General features: G+C 37.1%; 17 protein-coding genes and 1 pseudogene. 3 read left to right on the forward strand and 15 right to left on the reverse strand.

Annotated features, from left to right (window positions below; translation table 11 throughout):
* Nucleotides 1–32: 32 nt before the first annotated feature.
* Nucleotides 33–833 carry an AraC family transcriptional regulator gene (locus V6984_RS16190; RefSeq protein WP_342756643.1) on the forward strand — a complete coding sequence of 267 codons (801 nt, stop codon included), beginning with the start codon at nt 33–35 and terminating at the stop codon, nt 831–833.
* Between the two features lie 274 nt (nt 834–1,107).
* Here V6984_RS16190 and arr read toward each other — a convergent pair whose 3' ends face one another.
* From arr to V6984_RS16210, 5 genes are all read right to left on the reverse strand, one after another.
* Nucleotides 1,108–1,533 carry an NAD(+)--rifampin ADP-ribosyltransferase gene (arr, locus tag V6984_RS16195; RefSeq protein ID WP_342760029.1) on the reverse strand — a complete coding sequence of 142 codons (426 nt, stop codon included), beginning with the start codon at nt 1,531–1,533 and terminating at the stop codon, nt 1,108–1,110.
* Between the two features lie 540 nt (nt 1,534–2,073).
* Nucleotides 2,074–2,715, reverse strand: a complete 642-nt coding sequence (locus V6984_RS16200; RefSeq protein ID WP_342756644.1) for an HNH endonuclease signature motif containing protein — start codon at nt 2,713–2,715, stop codon at nt 2,074–2,076.
* Nucleotides 2,716–2,769: 54 nt separating this feature from the next.
* Nucleotides 2,770–3,036: a DUF5050 domain-containing protein gene (locus V6984_RS22370; protein ID WP_425324213.1), complete on the reverse strand. Its 267-nt coding sequence runs from the start codon at nt 3,034–3,036 to the stop codon at nt 2,770–2,772.
* Nucleotides 3,037–3,254: 218 nt separating this feature from the next.
* Nucleotides 3,255–3,833, reverse strand: a complete 579-nt coding sequence (locus tag V6984_RS16205) for a uracil-DNA glycosylase family protein (RefSeq protein ID WP_342756645.1) — start codon at nt 3,831–3,833, stop codon at nt 3,255–3,257.
* Nucleotides 3,834–4,415: 582 nt separating this feature from the next.
* Nucleotides 4,416–6,443: a glycoside hydrolase family 31 protein gene (locus V6984_RS16210; RefSeq protein WP_342756646.1), complete on the reverse strand. Its 2,028-nt coding sequence runs from the start codon at nt 6,441–6,443 to the stop codon at nt 4,416–4,418.
* A gap of 149 nt (nt 6,444–6,592) precedes the next feature.
* Between V6984_RS16210 and V6984_RS16215 the strand changes: the two genes are divergently transcribed.
* Nucleotides 6,593–7,471: an AraC family transcriptional regulator gene (locus V6984_RS16215; RefSeq protein ID WP_342756647.1), complete on the forward strand. Its 879-nt coding sequence runs from the start codon at nt 6,593–6,595 to the stop codon at nt 7,469–7,471.
* 211 nt (nt 7,472–7,682) lie between these two features.
* Here the strand turns inward: V6984_RS16215 and V6984_RS16220 are convergent, their stop codons facing one another.
* From V6984_RS16220 to V6984_RS16245, 6 genes are all read right to left on the reverse strand, one after another.
* Complete coding sequence (locus V6984_RS16220) at nt 7,683–8,225, reverse strand: nitroreductase family protein (protein ID WP_342756648.1); 543 nt, start codon at nt 8,223–8,225, stop codon at nt 7,683–7,685.
* A gap of 259 nt (nt 8,226–8,484) precedes the next feature.
* Complete coding sequence (locus V6984_RS16225) at nt 8,485–8,865, reverse strand: hypothetical protein (protein WP_425324214.1); 381 nt, start codon at nt 8,863–8,865, stop codon at nt 8,485–8,487.
* 48 nt (nt 8,866–8,913) lie between these two features.
* Complete coding sequence (locus tag V6984_RS16230) at nt 8,914–9,222, reverse strand: helix-turn-helix transcriptional regulator (protein WP_342756649.1); 309 nt, start codon at nt 9,220–9,222, stop codon at nt 8,914–8,916.
* 367 nt (nt 9,223–9,589) lie between these two features.
* Nucleotides 9,590–9,820 carry a hypothetical protein gene (locus V6984_RS16235; protein ID WP_342756650.1) on the reverse strand — a complete coding sequence of 77 codons (231 nt, stop codon included), beginning with the start codon at nt 9,818–9,820 and terminating at the stop codon, nt 9,590–9,592.
* Nucleotides 9,821–10,004: 184 nt separating this feature from the next.
* Nucleotides 10,005–10,607 (reverse strand): transcriptional repressor LexA, encoded by a 603-nt coding sequence (gene lexA, locus V6984_RS16240; RefSeq protein ID WP_342756651.1) that lies wholly within the window; start codon nt 10,605–10,607, stop codon nt 10,005–10,007.
* A 538-nt stretch (nt 10,608–11,145) separates the two neighbouring features.
* The gene (locus tag V6984_RS16245) at nt 11,146–12,159 is read right to left on the reverse strand and encodes a zinc-dependent alcohol dehydrogenase (protein ID WP_342756652.1); all 1,014 of its coding nucleotides are present in this window, start codon (nt 12,157–12,159) and stop codon (nt 11,146–11,148) included.
* Nucleotides 12,160–12,281: 122 nt separating this feature from the next.
* On the opposite strand from V6984_RS16245, the gene V6984_RS16250 reads away from it, so the two are divergent.
* Nucleotides 12,282–12,836, forward strand: a complete 555-nt coding sequence (locus tag V6984_RS16250) for a TetR/AcrR family transcriptional regulator (protein WP_342756653.1) — start codon at nt 12,282–12,284, stop codon at nt 12,834–12,836.
* Nucleotides 12,837–12,891: 55 nt separating this feature from the next.
* Here the strand turns inward: V6984_RS16250 and V6984_RS16255 are convergent, their stop codons facing one another.
* The 4 genes and pseudogenes from V6984_RS16255 to V6984_RS16270 all read right to left on the reverse strand — a co-directional run bounded on the left by V6984_RS16255 (nt 12,892) and on the right by V6984_RS16270 (nt 14,128).
* Nucleotides 12,892–13,236 carry a hypothetical protein gene (locus tag V6984_RS16255; protein ID WP_342756654.1) on the reverse strand — a complete coding sequence of 115 codons (345 nt, stop codon included), beginning with the start codon at nt 13,234–13,236 and terminating at the stop codon, nt 12,892–12,894.
* A 73-nt stretch (nt 13,237–13,309) separates the two neighbouring features.
* A pseudogene (locus V6984_RS16260) lies at nt 13,310–13,450 on the reverse strand (ParM/StbA family protein); the annotation flags it as partial.
* A gap of 23 nt (nt 13,451–13,473) precedes the next feature.
* Complete coding sequence (locus tag V6984_RS16265; protein WP_342756656.1) at nt 13,474–13,659, reverse strand: hypothetical protein; 186 nt, start codon at nt 13,657–13,659, stop codon at nt 13,474–13,476.
* Nucleotides 13,652–14,128, reverse strand: a complete 477-nt coding sequence (locus tag V6984_RS16270) for a ParB N-terminal domain-containing protein (RefSeq protein ID WP_342756657.1) — start codon at nt 14,126–14,128, stop codon at nt 13,652–13,654. Before V6984_RS16270 ends, V6984_RS16265 begins: the two co-directional genes overlap by 8 nt.
* Nucleotides 14,129–14,301: the final 173 nt, after the last annotated feature.

The following is a 14,301-nucleotide window of genomic DNA, read 5'->3' on the forward strand; positions in this document are numbered from 1 at the left end:
CTGAAGGAAACTGGATTCATAATAAACGGAATATGGACAGCTTTGAAATAATTATAGGGCTCAAAGGAACTGCATATATCATGCAGGATGATATTAAGTATGAGGTGGTTCCAAGTTCGGTTCTGCTCCTTCTGCCTGGCCATACTCATACAGGCTACCGGCACTCGACAGGGGAAACTTCTTTTTACTGGCTGCACTTTTACTGCCACGGTCAAAACAGTATACTTAATAGAAGGGATGCTTTGGACGAGATTTCCCCTTTAAATTCCACTCCGTATTTCAACAAGCTTAATGACAGCATTATGTTACCTGCATTTTGGCAGCCTGAAAGTATTGAAAAAAGTGTTATACTTTTCAAGCAGCTGCTTCATATAGCTAATTCGGACTACTATAGCTCCTTCTGCACCGATTATTCACTTACCACACTGCTCTTGGAACTATCCCAGCAGTTTATTCATGCCAGTCTGAATCTAAACGAATTACCCAACACCGGCGGAGGTAATTTCAATATTCTCCTTGAATGGATTCGTCTTAACATAACCGAGGAGTTCACTATCGATGAGCTGGCCGAAAAGTTCAATTACAACAAGGACTACATGTCCAGAATGTTTAAAAAGCATTTAGGAGTCAGCCCCAGAAAATATATCAATGGTATGAAAATACTTAAAGCAAAGGAATATCTCTGCCGGTTCGATCTCAGCATCAAGGAAATAGCCTATAAGTTGGGATTTAAGGACGAGAAATACTTTATGAAGCTTTTCAAGGAATATGAAAACCTGACTCCTTCCACTTATAGAAATGCTTATTACAGAACGTTGTACAACAACGAGTGACCTTGCTTATCTCTACTCAGATTAAGGGGCATGTCATCTTTTATCGCCTCAAGGGGCACCTGATAATTTCAAAGCTGCAAAAGCAGTTAATGCTTTTATTTATAATGGTTCAGGCACGTTCAATTCTCACAGCGTTTCTGTACCTTGAACGGTCAAAAAGGTGGGCGCTTGAACACGGTGGAACCTTGACAGCAAGGTATATTTCCGGCTCTGGCGATAATCTGGTTTTTTCATGTGTTTGATTCCACCAGATTGGAGTATAATCGATATATCCTCAATTAATAATATCTCCTTTGTTATCAGCCAGCTTTTCACGCCACTGGCGTAATTCCTCAGGTGTCTGTTTCTCCCACTCTGTTTCTTCGCCAACAATTTTTAATGGTTCTCGCGAGCGATATGAACGTGTCAAATTGCCTGGGAATTTCTTGTCTGTAACATTTGGATCATTTTCAAATTCCCCTGTTGGTTCCACAATATAAACTCTTTCTCTTCCATTTCCTTTTGCTAATGAAGCTGCAAGTCCTGCACCGTTAACAAGGGCTGTGAAATAAATGTGATTCATTTTGAGTTCAGGTTTATAATTCGAATCCTCCCCTGCTGTCAGTAGATTACCAACCTGCAAATCTGCTTTTGTCCCATGATAAAATGGACCTTTATCAGGGGGCAAAACATTGTACGAATTAGATATATCATAATTCATCTTTGCCTTTTCAAGATCGCATAGCTCCTCATAGCATTTGGCAATATTAAAATACAGCGATGTGAAAGTACTCTTGACGCTGTCATCATTTAGTTTTAACGCAAACTGCAATGATGTTTCCAACCATTTTAATTTATCTGAAACATTTTTTTGATGTTGGGCAACATAATAAGCTGCAATAAATTTTTCAAAGTCATTTTCAGCTTCACTCCATGCTTTAAGAAACAGCGCGCCCGCATCTTCGGGTTTGTTGCTATCTTCCATGCCAATACCCATCATACATAGTTTAATAATATTGTTATTAGGGTCAAATTGAATTTTCATCTTATTTCACCTCTTAATTATTGTATTCTTCACTCTTTGTTTATTTCCCTTGAGATCAATTCTACCGTCTCCACATACCTTGAGGGGATAAACAAGATGCCCATTGACGCTGGTAAGACCTTGGCGGCAGAGTATATTTCTTATTTTGTTAACATGTAATTTTCTATAAATAATTGTAAATATTGTCTCTTGCTATCCACACTTAATTTATTATAATTAATCTTCCGAATCTATTCTCAGTTCATCAGGAAAATCATTTTTTTGTAATTTATTATTTGTTACCGAAAGTAAAGGCATAGATACAGAACTTAAATAAGGCATCAAAAATTCTAAAATGAAATATCTTTGTAATTCATACATATCATGGTCAAAACCACCATTTTTATTTCTATGCCCATCTATCTCTAAATAAAGTAACCTCTTTTGATTAGGGTTATTGGTCTGTGCTTCTTTAACTAGATCAAATGGCATTTGCGCACTTTCTTTAAATCCCTCTTCTTTATAGATAAAATGATAAATTGCAATACCTTTATATTTAAGTTGATTTATGTTCTCTGGTTCTTCTTCAATGATTGCAATATGATCAAGATCTTTTTTTTGAGATAAGTTCATGCGCCATTCATCCATTTGATCCCACCAGTAGTCTCTCATCTGCCTGATCTGCTTTCTTTTCTCCGGATTGCCACCATATAAATCATGGCATGAAGAACATAATGGAGCAGCATTATCAATAGTGTCTGAGCCTCCATCTGCCTCTGGCAGAATATGATGTACTTCCACAAATATTTTATGACATATGCAGCATCTAAAATTTGATCTTTTTTTCGCTTCCAATTTTATTTTCTCAGTAAACGGCATCCTTTCACTCCTCCCCCGGTTATAGCCTACAATTTAATGTTCTTATGTCCATCTTTACTTCCATTTATATGTCAATTCTTTTAGAATTAAAAAGTATTTTGTATATTCCGACAATAAGAAAGGGTATTGAAACATTTGACAAAGATTGTCGTTAAGCTTACGGTTATCACTGCCGTCAGTATTCATACTATAAAGTGTTCCATTATCATAGCTGTTAGAATAATATATCCTGTCGCCTTGAGTCCCGCAGCTGCTGAAGCTCAGAATCAATAAGAGAACGGTAAAAACAATCAAATTTTTTTCATACCTGCTCCTTTTCAATATGCGTTATTGCTATAATCTTGATCACCATCAAGTCTGGTACTCCTTTAGCGTCAGGGTATATTTTCAATGATTTAAATGCTCAACCTTTTTTATAAATTAGCTGTACCAATTATAACATGACAACTCTCATTTTTCGATGTCTAATTATAAGCGTTATACATCAGGGTGCCTTGTAAATAAAAAGAGACTGACTATAGCCAATCTCAGATGATTCCTTATAAGTTCTTATCCACCATTTCTTTCAGAACAGGTAAAACATCTTTTTCAAACCATGGATTTTGTTTCAACCAGCCAAGATTTAAAGGAGAAGGATGAACCAACGGAAAATATTCCGGTAAATATTTTTGAAAATTTCTCACTGTTTCAGTTAAACTTTTTTCACGTCTTTTATTTAAATAATATTTCTGTGCATAGCTACCGATTAGAATTATAATTTCAATATTTGGCATCTCATCCAGTAAACGTGGATGCCATTTTTCTGCAAAGCCTTTTCTAGGTGGAATATCACCGTTTTTCGCTTTTCCTGGATAATAGAAATCCATAGGCAAATGAGCGACGCGATTCGTACTATAAAACATCTCGCGAGATACTCCCATCCACTCTCTTAATCGATCACCACTTAAATCATTCCAAAACAATTGAGTTGCTTCTGCCTTACGTCCCGGTGCTTGGCCAACTATGACAATGCGAGCATCTACAGAAGCTTTGAATAATGGTGGGATCCCCATTTTTGTATAGGATTCGTTCATTTGGTCAGCCATAATTTCTTGTTTGATTTTTTCAAATATCATCATATTTCACTTCCATTATTTTTTAATCGTTAAGATATCGTGAACTCGCCAACTTTATTTCTCTCAACCGATAATTCTATGCGTAATATCAAAAGCGATTGAAGCAATAAGAGAACTTGCGCATGCAGCTAGTAATAAAATTGTATATCATAAAAGGAAATAATACAATTGCCGGTATATATTTCACAAATCTTATTTTCTTAAACAATAGATTTAATATGAAAGTTATTATAATCGCTGCCATGGATATTAAAATCAATATGAAAGTACTTGCTTACAAGGCATCCATTCTGTCCACTCACAACCCCATCTATTTTTATAACATGGATATGTTCACCCAAACAAAAAAATAAGGAAGTTCCAGTATCGGAACCTCCTCTCTTCTTAATCCGCTGAAATTCCAATCCATGGCCCCCCTTATTTCAAATCTTTTCAGTTCTCTTTATTTCACCACCTTTGACATCAATACTACTTTCTCTTCATGCAGTGAACGGTCAAAAAAGAGGTCGCTTGAATCTGGTGCGATATTGGTGTCAGGGTAATTTCAAAAACAATTGCCTTACCAGCCTGCTTAGCGAGATTCTGTCAGGCATGTATGCGTTCAAAAACCGGAGAGTATTCGATTGGTGCGTCAACTGATACCGTTATGCCGCCGGTATACTTTTCTCCGGTAGAGGTCAAGATCCACTCACCGGCAGGGAGATATACGTCTCTCTTGAATTCATTCAGATGAAGAATCGGCGCTACAAGGTATTTGTCCCCAAACATATACTGATCCTGAAGTTCCCAGCATTTTTCATCTTCGGGGAATTCGTAGAACATGGTACGAATCAATGGAGAGCCATTCGTATGAGCTTCTTCATAAAGCTTTTTGATATAATCATGCATACTGATACGGATATCATAGTATTTCTTCATGATCTTATAATTGTCTTCCCCATAACTCCAAAGTTCATTTGGCTGGCCTGTATGAAGGTAACCGCCTCCCCAGTCTCTATTATCCAGCGGCGGAATGTTGTAAGGGCCTCTGTCTCCATGCATACGCAGTACAGCGGAATATACTGCAAACTGATACCAACGGATTAGGAGCTGTCTGAAATCAGGATCATTTACATCATCTGTCATGAAGCCTCCGACATCCGTCGTCCACCACGAAATACCTGCAAGTCCCATGTTCAGACCGCACTGCAGCTGATCGGCAAAGGCTTCAAAGGTACTTGGCACGTCACCGGACCAGACCACATTCCCATATTTCTGAGAGCCGGCCCATGCACAGCGAAGCAGATTTACAACAGACTTATTATCCTTGCTCATCTCATCATAAAATAAGCGACTATACATTTGAGGATACATATTGCTGATACTAAGTGCAGGACCATCACAATATCTGTAATTCTCAAAATCATACACACCATAATCCGGTTCCGAATTATCCAGCCAGAAAGCATCGATGCCGAAATCGTAGTAGTTTTTCTTGCATACTTCCCATACATACTTACGTGTCTCAGGGTTGAAAGGGTCGATTTCCACACAGTCCCCCTGATAATCATAGGTCTGTGCAGCGCCACGCTCTGTCTTGATCAGAAGTCCTCTTTCCATCATCGGACCAAAGTTTTCACTCTTACGATCCACAGAAGGCCAGACAGATACGATAACCTTGATTCCCATAGAGTGAAGCTCATCAACCATAGCCTTAGGGTCCGGCCAGTACTGTGTATCGAATTTCCAGTCTCCCTGTACTGTCCAATGGAAAAAATCAATGACGATCTGGTCAATTTTAATGCCTTCCTTCTGATACTGACGAGCAACAGTCAGAACCTCATCCTGAGTTCTGTAACGCAGCTTGCATTGCCAAAGTCCCATCAAATCTTCCGGAAACATGTCAGCGCGGCCGGTAACTGCGGTATAGTTTGCCAGGATCTGCTTGGGTGTATCTGCCACAGTGACCCAGTAATCCATCTCCTTGGTAGATCTTGCAATCCACTCTGTATAGTTCTTGCCAAAGGTTACACGACCAACAGCCGGGTTGTTCCAAAGGAAGCCATATCCTGAGGAAGATACAGCAAAAGGAACAGAAATCTGAGAATTACGCTGTGCCAATTCCAAGACACACCCCTTATAGTCCATATCATTTTGTTGATATTGGCCCATACCAAAGATTTTCTCACCCTTATTACTTTCAAACTTTACATTCAAAGAATAATCGGTTCCACCAATAATTCCCTTCCATTCGCGGTTAATTACTTTCAGGCAGCGGCTCTCTTTAGAAATGGTTCCGTCATACATACGGAAGTATTCACGAAGGAACAGCTTGTCATCTTTATAAAACGAAATAATACCCACAAAATTCACAACTATCTTAATACGACCATTCGTGATCGAAGCAATCTCCCTCTGATCAATGGTTCCATCTCCGACCCAATGATCTTCTCTTTCAATCTTTACAACGCTATCTACATGGTCAACATTTTCTGTCAATGCCCAGTCGTTTCCATAAAATTTGCCAAACATGGTGGTACGTACTCTGACAGAATCCTTACCCCAGGCTTCGATTCGCCCCATTTCGCCATTTTGGTAAAACACCAATGCCCCATTGTCATCTAAAAACTTCATAGTACATCCTCCCATATGTCAGTTGATTTTTTGGATTACAATGATATAATACTCTATAAACGACTACATTTCTTCTGAAATACTATATATTTTTGATACTATTCTACGATTTAAGTTGTAATTCGGATTGTTATCCATGGAGGTCAGATATGAAATATACGATCGTTGCATCTCAAGGTAATAAAGAACAGCGCCAGCACAGTTCTTCATCGGTTCCCTACAGTATTTATGATTGCCAGATACCGGATTCTTTTCCCAACGTGCCTATGCACTGGCATAGTGAGTTTGAAATTGATTATGTATTGCAGGGACAGGGTGACTTCATCTGTGGAGACGAACACTTTCCTGTAAGCCATGGGGACGTGATTATGATTTCTCCCAATATGCTGCATGCCGCCTACCCTTCCTCCAACATGAGTCTGCATTATATTGCCTTTGTATTTCACGCCAACATGCTCGGACTTGAAAGCAATGATCGCAGCAGTACCCACTGTATACGCCCTCTTATCACAGGACAGCTGCGTGTAAATATGAAATACGACTTGAGCCACCCGGATTATCCGGTCATACGCTCCCTGACTGAGACGATCGTAAGCTGTGCGAACAAAAACAATCCATATGATGACCTTTTATTAAAAAGTACTCTATTGCAGCTTTACTGGTTTTTTGAAAAAAACGATAATCTGTCTTCCTTTCAGGACGACGATATCAGTTATTCTTCCCTAATCCGTCCTGCGCTGGAGCATATGACCTATTGCTACATGGATTCCATCACGATCGACGAGCTCTCCGCTAAATGCGCCATCAGTTCCAGTCACTTCATGAACTCCTTTAAGAAAGCCGTCGGCTGCAGTGCGATTGAATTTTTGACCCACCTCAGGATCAAAGCCGCATGCACAGCCCTGACAGATACAACTGATGACATATCGACTATCTCCTACAGCTGTGGCTTTAACAACCTGTCTAATTTTAATAAGCAATTTAAAAAAATAACAGGAAGTTCGCCTCGAGAATACCGTAACCGGTAAAAAAGGCATTAGACCCTCATGATCCAATGCCCAAAACATATGTATAAGTTCATAGCACTCCAGATATAGGTGCAACATTTATATAAAATACTTTTAGCCCTTTGTATTTATAAGCGGTAAATATCCTCACAAAGTGAGCGTATCCACTTTCGCTTACTCAAAGAATGTTAACTTCGTTGTCGATATCATAAATCAATAAAAGGAACCCATCTTATTTAAATGAAACGAGTTCCTCTACTGTCTTTCTTTTGGGTACGTCAGGAATAACTTCTGGATACCCGACCGCAATAATTGCCGCTAACTGCTGCCCTTCTGGAATCGATACAACTTCCTCTACCTTGGATTCATCAAAAATACCCATGATTACTGAACCTATACCTTTTTCATGGGCAGCTAAGCAAAATGTCTGGCTTGCAATACCCGCATCAAACATTTCCCACCGATCTTCTTTGGGCGTAGAAAAAGAACCATCTTTTTCGTATCCGCAACGGCCCTTTATCATTGTAACAAGGATTAAAGCTGCTGCATTTTTCATCGTCTTGGTATTATATTCAAATCCTAATACACAGTCCCGGGCAACTCTTTCTATTTTTTCCTGATCTTCCAACACTATATAACGAACAATTTGTGTGTTTTTCCATGATGGAGCATAAGAAGCCGTTTCAACAAGTTCTTTCATTACCTCTTGAGCAATCTTCTCTTTTTTAAATTTCCTTACACTTCGCCTTTTTTTTATACAGGTTATTGCATCCATAATTTTTCCTCCATAAGATTCTCGTTTTATATCACTTTTAAAATATTATACTCATTAAAAAAACATCTGACAAGGCGCAACGGAAAAAGTAGAAAGGAGCCACCGCAAAGACAATGAGCAGTTCTATGCCTCCCACAGTTTTTATTCCTTGAATCAGTTCCATATCTAAAAACTTGTTTTTTATATTCTCATTAAACCTAATAATGCCTTGATAGCAGGATATTTATTTCAACAATTCTTCTCGATTAAATTATGTCATTCATACTTTCATTTTTTTAATAACTTCTTCCAGGGATTCCATCAGAACCTTTGCCTTTTCAAATTCATTCATTTGAAGCATTTGATGAATTCTGGTTTCTGTCTCTTTTTTCTTTTGCTCCAACAGCAGATAATCTTTGTCGAAATGATTGGCATAAATCATCTGACGGAATTTACGGATGCTCATTCTGCGCACAGTATTATTTTCTACCCAAAGTACATAGTCCATGCAATTGGCCACCGTATAATAATCATGAGACACCATAAGAATTGTTCCTTTATACTCTGAAATTGCCTGTTCTAATGCAATTTGCGCATAAATATCCAAATGTCCTGTCGGTTCATCCAGCAGCAGAAAGTTGACTTTTTCTAAGGAGATCACCGCTAATTGAAATAAATCTTTTTGGAGTAATTTACTCCTTTGAGGGAATTATATATTTTCAAGAATGCCCTTCAAAATCTTGAAAGCCATTTCCTTCTTATCAGCAGAAAGTCCTGATAATAAATTTTCTATTTCAGTGCTTGTTGTTTTGCCACCTACAATATAATCAAGGGAGCTTTCTAATACATCTGCAATTGCAACCAACGTGTCAATGGTTGTTCCTTTCTTCCCTTTTTCAATAGCTGCAATAGTTTTTTGAGACATTCCAATTTCCTCTGCTAATTTTTCCTGCGTATAGCCCTTTGCTTCTCGTAATCCTCTAATTCTTTTTCCACTCATTTCTAAATCGTAATACATATACATGCTCCTTTCGTTTCTGGAGCCTGTAAACGTTAACAGGTGTAAAATTACTCTTAAAAATGCATAAAAATAAAAGCCCGGCAAAACGGTACACAAATAATTCTGTTGGGTAGTGGTGTTGTCCACTTGTCCCATGAATTACTGTTAACGTTTTGCCAGGCTCTTAATGATTCTAATAACAATCAGCGCTCGACCATTCGAGTCACCTATAGGATTGTCAATGCCATATTCAGCTCATCACAAACTCTTGAACATCGGTGCCGTCTCTGAAGATTCCCAAGCCTTTATGTAATACCAAAAGCTCTTCGCCCAATCTGACGATTCCTCCAATGTCTCAATGTATGAAATTTTGTATTGGTAAAATTTACGACTGCTCTACCATTAGTTTTTCATGATATAACTTTAGTCTCTCTGCCATCTCATAAGATTCATTACATTCTGCATCAAAAACCATAATGCAGCCTTTTTCTACCCATGATGCAACCCTTCTCCCACAAGTACACTTATTTTCAGTATATTCAGTCGAAGAAGTCTTGGCAACGATGCTCCCACAATGTGGACAGCATACACAAAACAACTCTTTACGTTTTCTCATCTAACGAATACCTCCTAAGTAATATAAAGTATCACTCAAACGGATTCAGGGAAAGTAAAACCGTTGATGAGTCTCTATAATAGCCAGATTCCGATACACCGAAGCCAAGTGCTGACAACTATAGAAATTTGGTGCTTCCTTCTGATCTTTTGGTTATAGCAACTGTTTAGTCTTACTTTGCGCCTTATTCCAAAGCTTTAATTACATGAACTGCCACACCTTGAATTTCACAATTTGAAACAATAATATCTTCCATTGTATTATTCTCAGGATGTAACCTAATACATTTCTTTTCCTTATCAATATAAAACCGCTTTAAGGTATTCTCATTTTCAATTAGAGCTACAACAATCTGTCCATCTTTTGCTTCTTTCTGTTTCCTAATGACCACTAAATCATCATCATTAATTCCAGCCTCAATCATAGAATTTCCATTTGCTCTTAATATAAAAAATTCACCTTTGCCAAACATTGATACTGGTAATGTTACATATTCCTCGATATTCTCTTCCTCAAGCTGTGGGATTCCGCAAGAGATTGAGCCAAGGACTGCAACATGAGTAGTATCTGTATTGACCTTCTGAATCTTGTCTGTAAGTATCTCCTTACCATCATATTTAAGTATTCCACTCTCATCCATAGCTACTAAATACTTATAAGCAGTACTCTTGACAATCCCCATTTCACAAGCGATTTCACTTGTTGAAGGAAAACGGCGGTGTTTAAAATAATAGTCATCTACATACTGTTTTATGGAATTCATTCTCTCCACTGACTTATGTCTCATAATTTCACCGCTCCTTTCTAAAGGAAACTGTCGTTTCCTATAGATTATTATATCACTCTATTTTTATATTACAATCGCATTCCAATCAAAAAAATAACGCTGGTCAAATAATCGACCAACGCCTTCCCTACTTTCAATATTTTAAATATTCACTTTAAATATCCAAATTTATCATCTAATCTGTCCTTTATATGTGGTGTTACTTATCAACCAAATGTCTTGCAACCCTCATTAAATATAACTGTGTAAACACCTATCTACATTCTGACATTTGATTAAAAATACTATACAACACATTTGTTTCAGAATTGTTTATATGCACAGATAAAATTAAATATTTTTACTTCTTTTAGTTGCTATTATACCAATGAACAAAATACCTTTATAAACCCAGATTGAAGTAACCATCGTGTTTATAAAGGCATCTCATATACAATATTATTAAAGTTTTCATTCAACAGATTGTATTCACACTGAAGTATTGATATAAGTACTTTTACTTCCCTTTAGAAGCAAAAAGTTTCTCTATCAATCAGATTTATTTGAATTTTATCACCACATTTAAAGATTCATTCACCTTGCCAGCCATTTCAATTGCTTGTGCTAATTCATCTAAAGAATATTCTTGCGTAATGATATCTTGAATATACCACTTCCCACTTTCCATAATTGACATTACATCAGCCACATCTTCTGGTGTATATCCACCACTGCCAATTAGCGCATACTGTCCAAAAGTCATTGCCAGAAGATCTACTGGACGTTTTCCAGCCAGTACCGCAACGATAACCATTCGCGAATCTACTTTCGCCATTCCCTGATAGGTCTCAAGGATTGTTTCAGCTCCTGCCGCATCAATATAAATATCTACATTAGCAGTCATACCCAATGCAGATATTGCTTCACCAAATAACTCTTTGGCTTTTACATTTAAATCCTCCATTCCATTATTGCAAATATCAAAGCCTAAATCCTTTGCCTTTTCTAAGCGAAAATCGGAGTAGTCACAAATCAAAACTTTATCACATCCAAAAAATTTCAACGCTATAGCTGCAGAAATACCAATTGTTCCAGCACCAAATACTATGGCATTTTCACCTTTCTTAGGATTTGAACGCCTTGCTGCTCTACACCCGATTGTAAATGGCTCAATCAAACAAGCAGTCTTACTATCGATTTTTTCACTGACTTTGTAAACCTGCTCATTCATTTTTGCATTTGGTATTAGTATATATTCTGAGAAACCCCCAATTGTTCCAGCTCTTTTTGTATCTCCTTTTGCCAGTCTCGGATATGGATAAACTCTATCCCCAATCTTGATATCTTTTACATTTTTACCAACTTGTACTACTTCGGATATCGTTTCATGTCCAAACTCCTCGCCAACTGAAATTTTATGTCCTGTATTTGGTCCATGATTATATACTGCCACATCCGTTCCACAGATGCTTGAATATAGATTCTTAATTACAATATCGTTATCACCTGCTATTGGCGTTTCAATTTCTGTAAGTTCAATATTTTTTTGTCCTTGATATAATGCAGCTCTCATAATGATTCCTCCTTTAATCCGACACTTGTATTATTAATATATTTCAAGTATAATTACTTATATCTAAAATAACAACCATCACTTTTCCAACTTGTGTTGGAATAATGAAAGGATATTAAACAATGAATACAAAAAACAATCTAAGATACAAGGAAAGTGAACAAAAAATCAAAGATACAGTCATGTCACTTTTAAATAGTAAAAGTTTAAATCAATTAACGGTACAGGATATCTGTAAAAACTCTGGTATCAATCGTTCTACCTTTTATGCTCATTATCAGGATATCCCTGAACTTCTAAACATACTAGAGACTGATATCCATAAAAAAATCATTGCAAAATATAATAGCATCGATGATGTTTCAGATAGCATGTTAGACGGTAGTTTCTATCTTCCTTTTTTAACAACGATATACGAGCATAGAAATTTTTACAAAGCCTGTCTTCAATCAAGAAACAATTTTCCTATTACAACTGGGTACGAAGCACTAATGGAACATGTAGTAAAACCAGTATGCGAATCCGCCGGAATCACCAATAACTCAGAAATGCTATATTATCTAGTTTTCTATCAAGCAGGCTTTACTTTTGTGCTAAAACGTTGGGTCGATGATGATTGTAAGGAATCTCCTGAGAAAATTTCAGATTACTTACGTAATTGCTTACCGCGTATATAAAACATATAACACTTGTCATAAACTTTTACGCCTAACGACAGACTCACATTACATTCTATTTTTCGCTGAATAGTGATTCCAAATATTGTGCGACTGATTCTGGTACCCGATATATTGAAGTAAAACTATCATCTTGGGGAACAAATTCATCAGATAAATCTACTAATCCTTTTGCAACGGTTACTAAAACAATATCTTTACCCTCTAATAAATGTACATTGGCGATATTCTTATACTTGTTCTTATCTGAAATCTCTTCTTGGAAAAACAGTACATTATCATAACTTACTTTTTCTGGTAATTCATCAATTACTTCCCATCTATCTAATTCAAGATTTTTCATAAAATCTTGAATATCATCGATTGTTGTTTTATTTGATAAATCATTTTGAGATGCCAATTGAATTCTGTATTTAGTTTCGTCATTCGCAATCTTTTCTAGCTCTGATATCCATCCTCCTCCACTGGTATCATTTGCCTTTGTATTCCAAGGTATCTTTATAAAGAGCTGGAATTGTTGTTATCTCCTTAATGCCTGTAACAAAAACTTCCGATACACTTTTCATCATCGACCAACCGTGATCGATTCCTATTACTTCAATTCTTGTATCCATCTTCTTTATCCTCCTAAATTTTATCATCTTGAGCCTTTCTTTAACGACTGTGCGGTGTGCCAATCTTTCACAAGATTTTCAATCAGTTCCACTTTCTGATGTTCTGTAAAATCAGCTGGAAAGTACTTATTTAATTTCTCTGATTGAATCTTTATCTGTTCCCTCTGGTTCGGTTTTTCTTCTCCTAAGATATTGTACATTTCATCCATATCCAACTCTCCCTTCTGACTCATCCGTTTCAAACGATTCGCCTGTGACAATGACGGTGTGCATTACTCTAAATCCATCAACCATTGCTATGACTGCCTGACAGTTATCAAGATCACGAACAATAACAGGTACTTCTGTAACTCCTGCCCATTCACAAGCAGCTTTTCTTCTATGACCTGAAATCAACTCATAGCCTTCTCCATTTGGATTAGGTCTAGCTAGTAATGGAACAAGCACTCCATCCTTTTCTATACTTTGCATTAATTCGAATAACTCAGTATTTGTCTCTACCTTAAACGGATGATCTTTGAAATTTATAAGCTGATTTAGCTTTAAATTCTTGATTTCATCCACCTGTGTATTCGTTTTGCCTTCCGTTACAACCTCTTCTTGCGAAGAAGAATACTCCTTCATTTTTGCACCCATATCCAAAAACACATCCTTTCTAACATAAATTTCTGAAAACAAAAAGAGACCGCCCATTCTCAATTTAGCTTGAAAATGAACGGTCTCACGACATGTTCTTATTTAGTTGAATAATGAAAAAATAGTAAAAATGTTAACCTTACTTGCATGTGTTCCCGGACACCATATCAAGAACCACTGACACGTTCACACCGTCAGAAATTGCTTTTTTCTTC

Source organism: Kineothrix sp. IPX-CK (assembly GCF_039134705.1).
Lineage (GTDB): Bacteria > Bacillota > Clostridia > Lachnospirales > Lachnospiraceae > Kineothrix > Kineothrix sedimenti.